The sequence below is a fragment of the Paenibacillus sp. N3.4 genome (assembly GCF_008017805.1).
Taxonomy (GTDB): Bacteria; Bacillota; Bacilli; order Paenibacillales; family NBRC-103111; genus Paenibacillus_E.
In genome coordinates, this window is record NZ_VRTT01000006.1 from 33,256 (window position 1) to 46,281 (window position 13,026).

A 13,026-nucleotide genomic window follows, 5' to 3' on the forward strand; every position below is an offset into this window, starting at 1 on the left:
TTATTTAGTCAGTATCCGTTATACAAACCAGCCAAAGCCTACTCTTGTGTTCATCAAAAACAATCCAAGTAAAATCCCAAGCAATATCAAAGAACCAGTCGCTCCACGCTTTGTTCGTTGTAAAAACAAATGATTCCTTGTATCTATCTTCAAAAATAAAGTTACTTAAAATAGAGGTAATGTTTTTAGCTTCTTTTGAACTTCCTTCGAAGCTTCTATATGCGCCACCAGTACAGAGCTTTGAGGCAATCTCACCATCTAAAGTAAAAGCGCTGCTTCTGTTGAATACAGTCTCTTTATGAAAAGGAGCGATTACCTTCAACTGTGGTAATGCAGAAACAATATCGTAAGAAGACAGTAGATTCTCAAAATACCTTGTAAATTCACTCTCAATAATCGGCAACGTGTCGAACACATCAGTGTTATTTACCTGAAAACAAGAGAGAATTACACCACCATTAACATGAGTATAACTAAGTGACCGAATTATTTCGTCAACAATAGCTGAATCGAGACTCATAAGTTTAAATGTATTATGCTGCTATAAAATTAACGCTCTCCTTTAACATTAAAATTGCTCCTTCATGGAACTAGTCCCACCATGCGTACAAATATTCATCCGTTTCAAGTTCATCTGCTTTTACACAGAACGCGATGAAATCTTGTTTCAACTGTTGAGTTATATGTTTCTTTGGTACAAAAAGCGCATCTAAAGACACTCTATAATCTATACGCAAAGGGCTAGTGACATAACCCTTAGCCATTACGTGAGGGAATCGAGCCATGAATCCATATATCTGTTCTATGCTAGGGGAACTATTGTGGCTCTCAATTGGATCAATAAATTTATTTTCAATTAATTGTTTTAAGATGCTAACATCAATGAAATCGAATCGTCTAATACTTCCTGAACCCCTTTTAAAAATCCATTCACCAGAAATTCCTAACAGCTTATCCCTGTTTTCATAATTCATGTTGAAGCTGAAATCACCCATCATTACTTCCTCCAAGTAAATCAAATCTACGTTTTGTGAAATATCAACTAAAACAAAACTATTAAATCCCAATATCATATAACTTCACATTAGGGCTTTGAATTTTAATATTTGAGCCAATTTGATAAGGTAAGCCTTCTGTCTCAATTGGTACTATACTATGACCAAGGCGCAAAACTGTGTAACCATCTTCATCTACAGATTCCAACGTGCCATAAAGGGAAACCAATTCCCCCATTGCTTCAATCTTATTTAGATTACTTTCAATTTTCACAATATCTTCTACCCACTTTAGAATACCTTGTATATCGATTTCTACAAAATATTCCTTATTCGGTATTGGTCTATTACCAATATATGTGGCAATGCCTTCACCATATGGAGAATCAAATCTTACAATGAATCCTTCATCAACTTCTTTATCTATAGTTATTATGCAAACTTTCATGGAGGTTATCACCTATTTTTCATCAAAATTGCTCTTTTGTTTAGTCACCTGCAACGTGAATCTGTTCAACGTTTGGATTGCTAAGGAAACTAATAAGTAGTTTCAATTCTTCAAGCATCTGTTCATCACGAACAAATAACTTTATTTGCTCCAAACAATATATAAATTCGTTAATACCTGCTCTGTCAAAGGTAATGTCTGTTTTGTAGTAGTCCCTTAGTTCTCTTAACAATTGGTAACTCGCCCACTGGTTGTTCTCAATATACATCGCCTCATGCAAGGTATATGATATATTAATAACTCCTAACTGTTCCCTCTGCCTTCCGTACAAAACTACATCTAATCCCATCTACAACAACTCCAACTATAGAATCGTCCTATTAATTACTAAGCTAGTTGAACTGCTATGAATTCCTTAGCAACAACATATGAATCCCCAAATATAAAAACTCTATATTCATCATTCTTAACACTTCTAGATGGCAATAATAATATTTTTAAGCCAAAACTTTCTAACACCCTAACATACTCCTTAACCAGACACTCTGGGGCTTTGACAAGTAATCCTGTATTAAACGATAACAGCCAATCTATCTTCCCATTAATACAAGTACCGAAGGGTATTAAACCACTTGTATTATCTCTATGTGCTAAATAAAATCGAAATTAATAATCCCCCACCTAATATTACATTAATTAGAAGAAACATCTAAAATACATTTCTTTGCAGTGTAACTCACCTCAGATTTTGTTTAAAAGCTCAATTACATCCCATAAATATCATACCATATTATTACAATTACCCTTAGGATATTTCATTGATTTAGCTAAGATGATTGACTTCTGAATAAGGCAAAAGGACTGCTCTATTCAGTTTTTAATACATTAGATAATAAATTATCAAATATAGAATTATCTAATGGTTGATTCCTTTAATGTACTCAAATACGTTAGATAATTAATATTAAAAATTAGAAATGCAAATAAAAGCCTTATTTCATCCGATAAGGAGATCAAAAGATTTTTCGAATTTAAACTCTTTCTAAATGTTAAATAACTTTTCTGAGTAACATTCTTTGAAAAAGAAGAAACGACTGGAGGCATGTGGGTGACTGGTTTGAACTTACTTCCGTTGCCAAGAGAACTTCATAATTATTTATTAAAATAAAGGTAATCATCCCGCCGCTTATACCCTCCGAGCGGTTATTTGCGTTGTAAAAAGAAACCGCCAAGCGATAGTCGCAAGGCGGTTGGTTTAGAGAAATATAGCTTATTGGGTTCCTTGAGCTATTATACCACCAGAAAAAGGGTCAATTTCAACCCAGTGTAGTTTAAAATCAGCTCTCCAATACTCTTTTTTAGTATTGTAGTTATGATATGCTCTTAAGTAAACTTTACTATCATGTTCACTTTTGCTTAATACTGATCTTGCTTTTTCAATAGCTTCCTTACTATCGATTTGCCAATCATTAAAGTCAATCTTCCCCGGATTAACTCTATCTTCACTACCCAAACATTCTATCTGATTCAGAATATGCTTTTCAGTATTTATTTGTAAACTGAAAAATCAAAAGATTTATTTGATTGTTGAGTCTCCACAAATGTTATTCTTACATCTCCTTCCTCTAAACTATTAAGTGACATAGTAATTTCACCTATATTGTAAGTGTTATTTTTGCCTACATACTTATCAACATAACTCTTAGAAAAATAAATTAGTTCTTTTGCTGTCCTTAATTCGTTTGGGACAGCCACGTTCAAATTCTTGGAACATCTAAATCTTTGAAAAGCTACCATTGAAGCAATTATTACTACAATTATAAGCAATACCACTCCAAACCATCTAACTCTCGTTCTCAAGTTTCATCACCACTATTTCAACAAAAATTGTACATATTCTAGGTAACTAGTGATTGCTGCTCCATAATGATTTCCCTTTTCTATAGCCACCGCATTGGACATTGTCGAATTGTAATATGGTACAACATTTAACCATTGCTCTTTAGGCAATTCATCACCACGACCTTCACTCTCCCATGCCTCACTTGCAGTTGTTGCAAATATTGCTCCTAATCCTACAGAAAATCCTCGTCCTGTTAAATAAGTAGTTGCATTCGCAACATTATCTGGTGGTGACTTAGTACCTTGATCTCTAAAAATAATAGCACCAATTATATATGAGGGGATTCCATATGTAGCACCAGTATTATTAATAGCATTTTTATTGTTGTCTAAAGCGCTAAGAGGGTCATTAAAGACGCCAGTATACGCAAGTTTACCTATATTGTATAAACCTACATTAGATATATCATCCAATAACAATTTTGTTAACTGCATCTTAGCATATATATTATCCTCTATATAATGTGAACCATTAATATCATCTTTAACACTAACGCCTTCTAAGCCACCATTAGAATCCCCAGTATGTCCAATTTTACCATCAGAAGAAGTACAATAATGTCCCGTAGGGTCAAACACGGAAGTGTACTGCTGCCAACTTTTTTTGTCCTTCCTCGCTTGTTTCAAATCATTTTCCTCCTTTTGAACTTGGAATATACGGCTCTACCACAACAATTGAAGCGTTTTCAATTGTTGAAATGGTATTCCCTAATTTTTACCATTTCGCAATTCATGAAACAAGGCAATATTTTTAGTTAATTGAAAATTTCTTTACTAATCTGTCTGTCATCCATCCACCGCCGAGCGACTCAATCCAATCTTCCAGTGTACTTTATTTCAATGTGACATTTAAATCGAAAATAAAAAAATAAGCCGACCATAAGGCAGGCATCCATTTCTTGATAAAAAAATAAATAAACATAAATGTAGTTGTTAAAGAAAGTCTTTGTAGTAACCAAATTAACAGCTTAAGCTTCCTGTCCAAGATCCTGCGAATACCTAACTGCTAACCGGTAAACCTACCGAATCTACACGCTGATCCACAAAAGATCTTGCCTGTCGGGCTTCCCGAAACACCAACAATCCGATGAACAAAGACGTAACGCCAATAATGATTAGCAATGCTCCCATCTCCATGCTGTAGGCAGTTAGTGCCCCATTCCGAAACGCCATTCCGCGAATTAATCGGTTGAGCCAGTTCATCGGCAACGCCCAAGCAGTGACTTGAAAAAATGTTGGAAACGCAAGCGGGGTCAGCTGAATTCCGGTAGCAAGGAACGACGGGTATAATACAATACTTGTACGTGAACTAACTTTGGACACATCTTTAGCAGAATACCCGATTAACATCCCCATGAGCGACAAGGCAAAAGAATAAACTAGCAATGGGATAATAAAAAGATAAGGCTCCGCTTCAAACCGCATGTTCCCTACTTGCTTTAATAATCCATAGCTTAGGAGTAACGAGAATGTACTCAAAACAGCGTAGGGCACACTGCGAATCCAAAACTGTGCAGGCGAATTGCCGTTTGCAAACAGCTTCCCCTCTTTTCGGAGACGAGGTGCAATGGATCCTGCTGCGCTAGTTGTTATCATGAGCACGATGATATTCACAAATCCCAGAACCATGAAACCGACATAACTTGTCGTCGGATTAAACAACATTCGCTGCCCGAGAGATAACGGAGATATAAGCCCTTTGGCAGTTTCCGCATCCATCCCACTTTGCCCTAGACGTGTCATGGAAAGAGTCATATTTTCTGTTGTGATAATCTCCTGAATTGCGGTTCGGATACCCATTAGCCCTGAGGGCATCGTGTTATCCATTAGAATCCCGATATTCGATGACTTCCCTTGCTGCTTAAGCAACTCCAGTTGATTGGGAAGCATAATGACCGCTACAGCCTGCTCGTTTGCCAGCAATGTTTCGGGATCCATGCGGTTGGCGAATACATTCGTGACCTTCATATATTGGGACGCATTTATTTTAGAAATCAATTGCCGAGAATAAGAACTGTGGTCCTCGTCAATCACAACAACCGGTGATTTGCTGATTTGGTTTTTCGAAAACATCAAACCAAAAAACAACGCCGCAATTAGCGGTCCGATAAAGATAGCAAGAAGAAATTTGCTGCCCGCTACATACTTCCACTCCTCAATCAATGATTTCATCGAGATCCACCTCCGCAGTCATACCCGGAAGGAGACCAGTGTTTGAGTCCACGGATATTCTGACAAGAAACATGCTTAAATCTGCTTGCCCTCTCTCACGTGTCATACGCAAGCTCGCAAACTGTGGGGCAGCCGAAATCGAAGCGACAACTCCATCGACTTGTGCAGGACGATTCAGATACGGAAAATGGACATTGACGCTCTTATTGACCTTAAGCTTTTGAATTTGATCTTCTTGTACATAGAGATCTGCATAATAGACAGTCTTTTGCACAACCGCAACCGGCATCCCTTGTGCGAGTTGATCTCCCGGTTTTACCGCGATTCTGCTAACCAATCCGTCATCCGGCGAAAGCACATCCACTTCGCTTCCTTCAGATGATTTAACCTTGAATAGAGCCTCTCCCTTTTTGACGGAATCGCCTACAACTGGGTTAACCTTGACGATTGTCCCTGGACTTTTGTCATACACGATTGTCTTTTGCTCCGCCTCAAGCACACCTTGTTTTCTGCTCTCTGCCTGACTGACTGCGTCCTTACCTTTAGCAGCCAGAAGAGAACCTCCTGCTATAACCACTACCGCAATTCCAACATACAATCCTACTTTAAGTTTCATTGTTCTGTCTCTCCCTCTCCATGAATATTTCTAAACATTCTGCGATTTGAATCTAGTCCACATTAAAATATGATGAACATAATATATTATAATCATCATATTTTAAAATAGTCAATAGCTCCACTTATTCTTTCTTGTGACTAACGGTTGCAAAAGGAAAATTGACACGCTTTATTATGATGAATATAATATTTTAAAGATGGATTTATGAGTGAAGGAGTGATTGCATGCCTTATCCAGAAGGTCATAAGATCAAAGTTCGAGGCAAGATTATCGAAAGTGCTGCCCAAGCTTTTCGTACGAATGGTATTCGCGACATAAGCGTCCCTTTCATTATGAAAGGAGCCGGCCTGACTCATGGAGGGTTCTATGCACACTTTGACAATAAAGAACAACTGGTCGCCGAAGCCTGCCGGTATGCCATCAGCGATACGATTGCACTCCTGCAGGAAGCCGCAGAGCAGAAGAAGCAAGGACCAAAAATCAATGCAGTCATTGATTACTATCTAAGCCCGTATCACCGTGACATGACAGAGATGGGCTGCATTCTACCTGCTCTTTCCGGCGAAATATCCCGATCTTCAGAGGAGGTTCGTCAGGTCTTCACCCAAGAGCTGGAGCGGATGATTGATTTTATCTCCAATTTGGCGGAAGTCGATAATTCTGTTGGCAGTGCTTTGCTTAGCATCATGGTCGGAACGCTAGTACTGTCGCGATCTGTTAGTGATTCCAAGCTAAGTGACAGCCTCCTATCGGCAGGCAAGCAGCATGCCAAAGATCTAATAAGTACTGATCTTGTCCAATCCTAAAAAAAAGCCAAAATCCATACATTTTCTGGGATAACTTTCATTGATGATGGACATTCTCATAAGTAAATGTTCCTCCTGTGTAAAGCGATGTCGCTGGAGCCTTCATTCGCTGAGGATCAAGTGGCCTATTGGGGGCAAAGCCCCCGATGAAACGTGTGGGGCAGCCTTTCGAAATCGCCCCTAGTTATGTATATTTATGTGCTTGTATCACTAATCTACATATGAAGATGGAGCTATACGAAATGATAAGTACAATCGTGAAATTTATCAATAATAATGGGATTGTATGGAAAGCTCCTTTAGCTGCAGCACTGTCATGGGAGCTTGCGAAGTGGGCTGGATCTGACCATCCTTACTTGGCCCCGCTTACAGTCATATTGACCATCCAGATAACAATTGACAAATCCATCCGATTTGCATGGCAGCGCACCATAGGTACGATTGTTGGCGTCCTTTTCACTGCGTCAATAGCCCCTTATCTTGGTTTAAACGGTTGGAGTATCGGACTACTTCTCTTTGTTGGGGCAGCCATCGTTAAGTGGTTGAAATTGGATCATGCTATGATGGTACAAGTTACGCTTAGCATATTATTGGTGATGTTCTTTCAGAGCAAGATGCCCAGTTATCCCCTTGATCGCATTCGCGATACCGTTATCGGAGCTGCCGTTGCTTTACTGATCCATATACTGATATTTCCACCCGATTCCATTAAAAAGGCCAAAAAAAAGATGATCTGTTTCGCAGACCATCTGACCGAACATTTTTTTAACACCGCACTATGGGTTGAACAAGGTTGCTCCTCGAGTGAAGCTCAAACTATGAATACAGAATTGCAAACATTATTTCAGGAACTTCATCAAGCGACAACCGAATTGGATAAGGCGGAACAAAGTCTGCGTTACAATCCTCTCGCCCCAAAAAAACGCAATTCCTTGGATCAGCTTGCCCGGCAATTGAATCAACTCGGTTTAGGCTATGCTAATCTTGCTGATATGACCCGTATACTTACAAAATGGACAGAAAGCAGCGTTTTTACAAAAGTGGATCAACGGATTTGGGCCGATCATTTGAAATCGTTAGCGTCGCTTGTAAAGGAATGGAAAAGAGTGTTGGATGAGCCGGCCACAGGCACCTTTGTTTCGAATGTCCCCGATCTGGAAATAAAAACACCTTCCCATTTGGAGAACTATCTATACCCGCTTGCTTTATATATGAACGCCGAACAAGTTATTCAGGATTTCCAAAAATTTGATTTTTCCAATAAAGATCTGTAGTCTTCCCTAGTATCACATCCATGAACAAGTCCGGAATTGCGAAGTCGATATAAATTCCCGCTTCATCCTTTAGGATATCCCTTCCAATTCTGCCCCTCCTCAACTCCCAAAGGATGTTGGTTTTCCATCGTTATTCGGCGTAAAGACAGTCTTCACCGCATGGTGAATTTCTTCATAGGACGTACACCTACAAATGTTGGATTCCAACCACAGCCTAATCGTTTCTTCATTTGCATCCGGATGTACATTCCACAATCCGTGACAGTTCATAATAAAACCGGGAGTGCAGTATCCGCATTGGAACGCCTGCTTTTGAACAAAAGCTTGCTGAACCGGTGAATTTATCAAACCCTCGATCGTTGTTATGTGCTGTCCATCGGCTTCCACGGTGAGCATAAGACACGACTTCATAGGCAGGCCGTTTACTAATATCGTACAAGTGCCGCAATCGCCGTTGTCGCAACCAGACTTACTTCCCGTTAGTCCGAAACTATCCCGAAGAGTATATAGCAGTATATCCGCAGCCCTTACCCGAATCATTCGCGGTTCACCGTTAACTCGGAAATTCACCGGATAAAGAGAGGTATCGTATGATATCATGCCTCACCTTCCTTCCAATATGTTCACAGTGTCTGCCATCGTTTGTTTAAGTACAAATTTCCTATAAGCGGCGGATCCTTCCGCATTCGTCAGCACCGGAGCAGGAAGCTTACCGATCGCCTGTTCAATTCTTGCCGCTAAGGGCATCGTGGTGTCGTTCAACACCTGTTCGATTTCAATAGATCGAAAAGGGAATGCACAAACGCCGCTATATGCTGTACGAATCTGCCTATCTTTCTTAAGAGCAGCCACAGTTACAAGCGGATAGCCGACATTTCCAATCTGTCGTTTTTTGAAATGAATAAATGGCAACGATAAATATCCACGGTCTGTAATAATTTGCACAAGAAATTCTCCTTTCTCCAATCTCAATCGTTGTATGAAAACATCATGTATACTAACCGCTCTCATCCCTTGCGCTCCTGCAATAACTATGCGGCTATTCGCCAACAACAGTGGGAGCACAGTTTCTCTATAATAAATTTTGCCGCAAATGTTCCCCCCGAGCGTGATTTTATTTCGGGCCGTTTGATCGGCAACTCCTCGTGCCGTTTCGCTAAGCAGCGGGAACGGGTTAGCCGCGGATAAAGCTGATAAAGTGACGCAAGATCCAATAACTAGGTTATTCATTTGGAATTCAATTACGTTGCACTCTGGAATAGCCTTTAAATCGATGACAGCTCCCGGGTGAATGGTGTCCACACGAGCCCATGTGATCATTTCCGTTCCACCGGAAAAATACATCGGGTTTTTCCCCTGCGCAAACAGATGTCGAAATAATTCTACTGCCTTTTGAACGGAAGATGGTTTATAATACTCAAAATCAAATGGAATCATGGACCGTCCTCCAGATCAATTCGGGCGTCAGAGGCAATTGATTGAATTCTACTCCCGCAGCGATCGATAGACTGTTTGCCAATGCCGCAGGCATGCCAATCAAGCCATGCTCACCAATTCCGCGCAATCCGTAAGGCGCTTCCAAATGAGGAGTCTCGACGAATTCAACAAAGTACTCCGGCTGTTCTCCATATCGAATCAATTTATAAGTTCGAAATTGCGGATTTAATATAGCGCCACTGTTATCGAACAGAAATGCCTCCCGACTAGCAAAACTCAATCCCATACTCATAGCTCCCGTGATTTGACTACGGGCGAATTCCGGATTAATCACCTTACCAGCATCCATGACCGTTGCGGCCTTAACAATTTTATAGATATATTCTTTTGTATTCAATTCCACTTCAACCGCCTGTGCGCCAACCGTCCACTCTGGACCGGAATTTCCTTTACCGGTTTCAGGATCTAATAATGTTAAATTACGCATCGTGTAACTCCCGCGCCCGATTACCTGACCACCGATCGTATTTCCATTTGGGAATTTATAACCGTTGGCGATTTTTTCAATCTCTATCCCCTTATCGGAACTACCTTTCAAGAAAACCCTCCCTCCTCCGAAATCCAACTCGGCAGGAGAGCATTCCAGCACAATTGAAGCTAAGTTTATTAGCTGTACAATGGCATCATCAGCCGCTTTCAAGACTGCATTGCCAACTAAAAAGGTACTGCGGCTCGCAACCGTTTTCCAATGCTGGGGATCGGTTTCGGTATTTACTTCCGTAGAAATATGTATCATCCGGTCATCAATCCGCAACCGTTCAGCCAAAATTTGAGTAAGTGCTGTCCTCGTTCCTTGACCGATTTCCACTGCCCCGCACAGCAGATTGACGCTTCCATCGGAATTAAATACAACAACGGCTCCCGCACCAGCATCTGTTGGTGTATTCGAATTTTTCCAGAAACAGCATACCCCTTTCGCCTTAATGAGGTGGCCTTCGATCTTCATTCTAGGGCTGTCGTCCCAATCCATTAATGTTTTCAATTTTGCAATGCACATGGGAAGATCGCCCAAGTTACTTCTATCCAGTAAGGTTTGAGTAGGGGACGTGTCCCCTGGTCCAATCGCATTATGAAAACGAAATTCTAAAGGATCCATGCCCACTTGATCTGCCAATATATCCATTGCTCTTTCCATGGCGAACGTCAGTTCCGGATGGCCGAATCCTCGAAACGAAGTTGAATAGGGGTGGTTGGTATACATGCATAAAGAGTCACAATAAACGTTATCGATTCGATAAGGACCGGTGCAATCTGTGGCCCCCGCCAAGCTCATGACTGCTCCCCGATCGGAATAAGCTCCGCCATCAAATAGATGCAGGATTTCTGCAGCCATAATTTTCCCATCATGGGTACAGCCAAGTTTGATTTTGGCATCCAATCCAATATGGACAGGAGAAGAGATCATGTCCAGTTCCCTTGAATTAACCAATTTTACAGCTCTTCCACCAACCGCACTGGAAGCCATGAAAGCAAGATATTCCATCTGAATCGCAGCTTTTCCACCGAAACTTCCCCCGACCATAGGCGTATGAACGATGACTTTCTGAAGCGGAATATGAAAGGATTGACTGATTGCCTTTCGGATGACATAGGGTGATTGTGAAGCAGAATGGATAATCGTTTTTCCGTCTGGTAATATCTCCACCATACAGCACCGCATTTCCATCGCGGCGTGGTCCGATTGCGGTGAAGAAATATGGACTTCAATTGTATATTCGCTGTTCCTCCATCCAACTTCCATATTTCCCTTGCGAATTTTGGTTCGGTTAGCTATGTTTGTTCCCGGTTCCGGGTAAACCTCTTCGTGCCGCTTGTATGTGTCAAGATGCTCATGAATGAGCGGAGCATCTTTCCGATAGGCCTCACTTGGGGAATTGACGACCGGTAAAAGCTCATAATCCACTTTGATTTGGAGAGCCGCCATCTCTGCAATATATTCCTGTTCCGCGACAATAAGAGCGACAGGCTCGCCATAATATCTCACTTTGTCCATTGCGATTGGCGGTCGGTCTTCCAGCGGTGACCCGGTCAAAATCGGATAGTATTCTCCGGTTATGACAGCTCGTACGCCCGTTATTTTCCAGGCCTCAGACGAATCAATTGATTTTATACGGGCATGAGCATGAGGGCTGACAACTAGTTTGGCATGTAAAAGACCCGGTCTTGAAACATCATTCATATACTTGGTTTTCCCTGTAACTTTTTCCCATGTTTCTTTTCTCGGAACGCTTTTTCCGACGGATTGACCGATCATGGTCCCTCCTTTTCGAATAACCTCTCGGCATTCGCCGAGGCAGATGGGAGATGGACTTTCTTGAGCTCTTAAAATTGCCTTCCTCCTATTGTTCAGGAGGGGTTATTCATTTCAACCGTGAATTGCATCTAATTCTCCATTACCTATATATATACGGAACTATTTGTCCGTATTATCAAATACACAGGAAATAAACGTACACACAACAAAATAAGGAATCCAAAAACTGGGTACATGGAGTCTTTTCCGATTTACTTAGCTGTTCATAGATATTGAAGATCATTTGCAGAGCCGCTGTACCGGAATGCAGTCCATTCGTTTGTAGCTAATGCTGAATATATTTAGTGAAAATGTTCCATGCTACATTTCAAAGGAGTGATTTTATGGGACATACAAATGAGCAAGAACCAACAATTGCCCCAGGCATGAATACCCACGATCCGCTTGAAGAAAAGGCAACAGAAGAAGAAATTGAGAAGGATGAATCCACTTCGGTTACTCGTCTATATTTAGATCGAACACCTGAAGATTGATCCTGCGTGGTCAGTCCCTCTTTAAGAAACTCCCCCTGCGTTTAGCAGGGGCAATGATTCTTATCCTCTTGGGAAGATTCACTTTCTATTGATTCGCATTCCTTTTCCTTCATACCCCTCAGATTCAGTTACAGCTGAATATTTTTCCACTATTTGCAAATAATATCTTGGTATAATTCCAAATCGAAGAGGAGAAAACAGATCATGAAGCATATAGTTCGAGATCATGTAGCAAAAGAAGCAGGTATATCCGAATTCCAAGCTGAAAAAGCAGTGGAAGCGGTCGTTGATTATTTCAAAACAAGACTTAATGTAGAAACTAACAATGAAATACAAGGCGCCTTATTTGGCGAAGATCGTCACGAATAACTCCCGTAAGCGATAATTTGTAAACCTGTTCTATAAAGCCCCATTTTAAGGGCTTTTTTGTTGTGCGTATATGGACGTGACACCATTGACATTTAATGTTGGTCATTTGTCAAGTGACAGCAGAAAAGCCGGTTTTTCCCTATTATAAGGAACACCG

Annotated in this window: 17 protein-coding genes; 4 read left to right on the forward strand and 13 right to left on the reverse strand. The window is 40.8% G+C overall.

The window, feature by feature from the left end; all coding sequences use genetic code 11:
* Positions 1-4 precede the first annotated feature (4 nt).
* From FU659_RS05110 to FU659_RS05150, 10 genes are all read right to left on the reverse strand, one after another.
* On the reverse strand, positions 5-520 hold the full coding sequence (locus FU659_RS05110) for a hypothetical protein (protein WP_187273909.1): 516 nt from the start codon (positions 518-520) through the stop codon (positions 5-7).
* A gap of 70 nt (positions 521-590) precedes the next feature.
* Positions 591-1,067, reverse strand: a complete 477-nt coding sequence (locus tag FU659_RS05115) for a hypothetical protein (RefSeq protein WP_147946564.1) — start codon at positions 1,065-1,067, stop codon at positions 591-593.
* Positions 1,057-1,443, reverse strand: a complete 387-nt coding sequence (locus tag FU659_RS05120) for a hypothetical protein (RefSeq protein ID WP_147946565.1) — start codon at positions 1,441-1,443, stop codon at positions 1,057-1,059. Before FU659_RS05120 ends, FU659_RS05115 begins: the two co-directional genes overlap by 11 nt.
* 40 nt (positions 1,444-1,483) lie before the next feature.
* The gene (locus tag FU659_RS05125) at positions 1,484-1,792 is read right to left on the reverse strand and encodes a hypothetical protein (protein ID WP_147946566.1); all 309 of its coding nucleotides are present in this window, start codon (positions 1,790-1,792) and stop codon (positions 1,484-1,486) included.
* A 38-nt stretch (positions 1,793-1,830) separates the two neighbouring features.
* The gene (locus tag FU659_RS36850; protein WP_261807625.1) at positions 1,831-1,962 is read right to left on the reverse strand and encodes a hypothetical protein; all 132 of its coding nucleotides are present in this window, start codon (positions 1,960-1,962) and stop codon (positions 1,831-1,833) included.
* 751 nt (positions 1,963-2,713) lie between these two features.
* The gene (locus FU659_RS05130; RefSeq protein ID WP_147946567.1) at positions 2,714-2,956 is read right to left on the reverse strand and encodes a hypothetical protein; all 243 of its coding nucleotides are present in this window, start codon (positions 2,954-2,956) and stop codon (positions 2,714-2,716) included.
* A gap of 35 nt (positions 2,957-2,991) precedes the next feature.
* The gene (locus FU659_RS05135; protein WP_147946568.1) at positions 2,992-3,303 is read right to left on the reverse strand and encodes a hypothetical protein; all 312 of its coding nucleotides are present in this window, start codon (positions 3,301-3,303) and stop codon (positions 2,992-2,994) included.
* A gap of 12 nt (positions 3,304-3,315) precedes the next feature.
* Entirely contained in the window at positions 3,316-3,972 is a 657-nt protein-coding gene (locus FU659_RS05140; RefSeq protein WP_147946569.1) for a hypothetical protein, read from the reverse strand.
* Positions 3,973-4,344: 372 nt separating this feature from the next.
* The gene (locus tag FU659_RS05145; protein WP_147946570.1) at positions 4,345-5,517 is read right to left on the reverse strand and encodes an ABC transporter permease; all 1,173 of its coding nucleotides are present in this window, start codon (positions 5,515-5,517) and stop codon (positions 4,345-4,347) included.
* Positions 5,501-6,133 carry a biotin/lipoyl-containing protein gene (locus tag FU659_RS05150; RefSeq protein WP_147946571.1) on the reverse strand — a complete coding sequence of 211 codons (633 nt, stop codon included), beginning with the start codon at positions 6,131-6,133 and terminating at the stop codon, positions 5,501-5,503. Before FU659_RS05150 ends, FU659_RS05145 begins: the two co-directional genes overlap by 17 nt.
* A 227-nt stretch (positions 6,134-6,360) precedes the next feature.
* On the opposite strand from FU659_RS05150, the gene FU659_RS05155 reads away from it, so the two are divergent.
* The gene (locus FU659_RS05155) at positions 6,361-6,942 is read left to right on the forward strand and encodes a TetR/AcrR family transcriptional regulator (RefSeq protein ID WP_147946572.1); all 582 of its coding nucleotides are present in this window, start codon (positions 6,361-6,363) and stop codon (positions 6,940-6,942) included.
* 257 nt (positions 6,943-7,199) lie between these two features.
* Positions 7,200-8,216, forward strand: a complete 1,017-nt coding sequence (locus FU659_RS05160) for an FUSC family protein (protein WP_261807626.1) — start codon at positions 7,200-7,202, stop codon at positions 8,214-8,216.
* Between the two features lie 99 nt (positions 8,217-8,315).
* Here the strand turns inward: FU659_RS05160 and FU659_RS05165 are convergent, their stop codons facing one another.
* The 3 genes from FU659_RS05165 to FU659_RS05175 are packed head-to-tail and all read right to left on the reverse strand — an operon-like array spanning position 8,316 to position 11,967.
* Positions 8,316-8,816: a (2Fe-2S)-binding protein gene (locus tag FU659_RS05165; protein ID WP_147946574.1), complete on the reverse strand. Its 501-nt coding sequence runs from the start codon at positions 8,814-8,816 to the stop codon at positions 8,316-8,318.
* 3 nt (positions 8,817-8,819) lie between these two features.
* Positions 8,820-9,653: an FAD binding domain-containing protein gene (locus FU659_RS05170; protein WP_147946575.1), complete on the reverse strand. Its 834-nt coding sequence runs from the start codon at positions 9,651-9,653 to the stop codon at positions 8,820-8,822.
* The gene (locus FU659_RS05175) at positions 9,640-11,967 is read right to left on the reverse strand and encodes a xanthine dehydrogenase family protein molybdopterin-binding subunit (protein ID WP_147946576.1); all 2,328 of its coding nucleotides are present in this window, start codon (positions 11,965-11,967) and stop codon (positions 9,640-9,642) included. Before FU659_RS05175 ends, FU659_RS05170 begins: the two co-directional genes overlap by 14 nt.
* 383 nt (positions 11,968-12,350) lie before the next feature.
* On the opposite strand from FU659_RS05175, the gene FU659_RS35120 reads away from it, so the two are divergent.
* Together FU659_RS35120 and FU659_RS35125 are read left to right on the forward strand one after the other, a co-directional pair.
* A complete protein-coding gene (locus tag FU659_RS35120; RefSeq protein WP_187273910.1) occupies positions 12,351-12,500 on the forward strand; it encodes a hypothetical protein in 150 nt (49 codons plus the stop codon).
* A gap of 204 nt (positions 12,501-12,704) precedes the next feature.
* On the forward strand, positions 12,705-12,869 hold the full coding sequence (locus FU659_RS35125; RefSeq protein WP_187273911.1) for a hypothetical protein: 165 nt from the start codon (positions 12,705-12,707) through the stop codon (positions 12,867-12,869).
* Positions 12,870-13,026: the final 157 nt, after the last annotated feature.

Excerpts from the sequence above, each read along its gene's own strand:
- FU659_RS05110 (WP_187273909.1), bottom strand. The coding sequence starts at position 520 with ATGAGTCTCGATTCAGCTATTGTTGACGAAATAATTCGGTCACTTAGT.
- FU659_RS05120 (WP_147946565.1), bottom strand. The coding sequence starts at position 1,443 with ATGAAAGTTTGCATAATAACTATAGATAAAGAAGTTGATGAAGGATTC.
- FU659_RS05125 (WP_147946566.1), bottom strand. The coding sequence starts at position 1,792 with ATGGGATTAGATGTAGTTTTGTACGGAAGGCAGAGGGAACAGTTAGGA.
- FU659_RS05145 (WP_147946570.1), bottom strand. The coding sequence starts at position 5,517 with ATGAAATCATTGATTGAGGAGTGGAAGTATGTAGCGGGCAGCAAATTT.
- FU659_RS05150 (WP_147946571.1), bottom strand. The coding sequence starts at position 6,133 with ATGAAACTTAAAGTAGGATTGTATGTTGGAATTGCGGTAGTGGTTATA.
- FU659_RS05155 (WP_147946572.1), top strand. The coding sequence starts at position 6,361 with ATGCCTTATCCAGAAGGTCATAAGATCAAAGTTCGAGGCAAGATTATC.
- FU659_RS05165 (WP_147946574.1), bottom strand. The coding sequence starts at position 8,816 with ATGATATCATACGATACCTCTCTTTATCCGGTGAATTTCCGAGTTAAC.
- FU659_RS05170 (WP_147946575.1), bottom strand. The coding sequence starts at position 9,653 with ATGATTCCATTTGATTTTGAGTATTATAAACCATCTTCCGTTCAAAAG.
- FU659_RS05175 (WP_147946576.1), bottom strand. The coding sequence starts at position 11,967 with ATGATCGGTCAATCCGTCGGAAAAAGCGTTCCGAGAAAAGAAACATGG.
- FU659_RS35120 (WP_187273910.1), top strand. The coding sequence starts at position 12,351 with ATGGGACATACAAATGAGCAAGAACCAACAATTGCCCCAGGCATGAAT.
- FU659_RS35125 (WP_187273911.1), top strand. The coding sequence starts at position 12,705 with ATGAAGCATATAGTTCGAGATCATGTAGCAAAAGAAGCAGGTATATCC.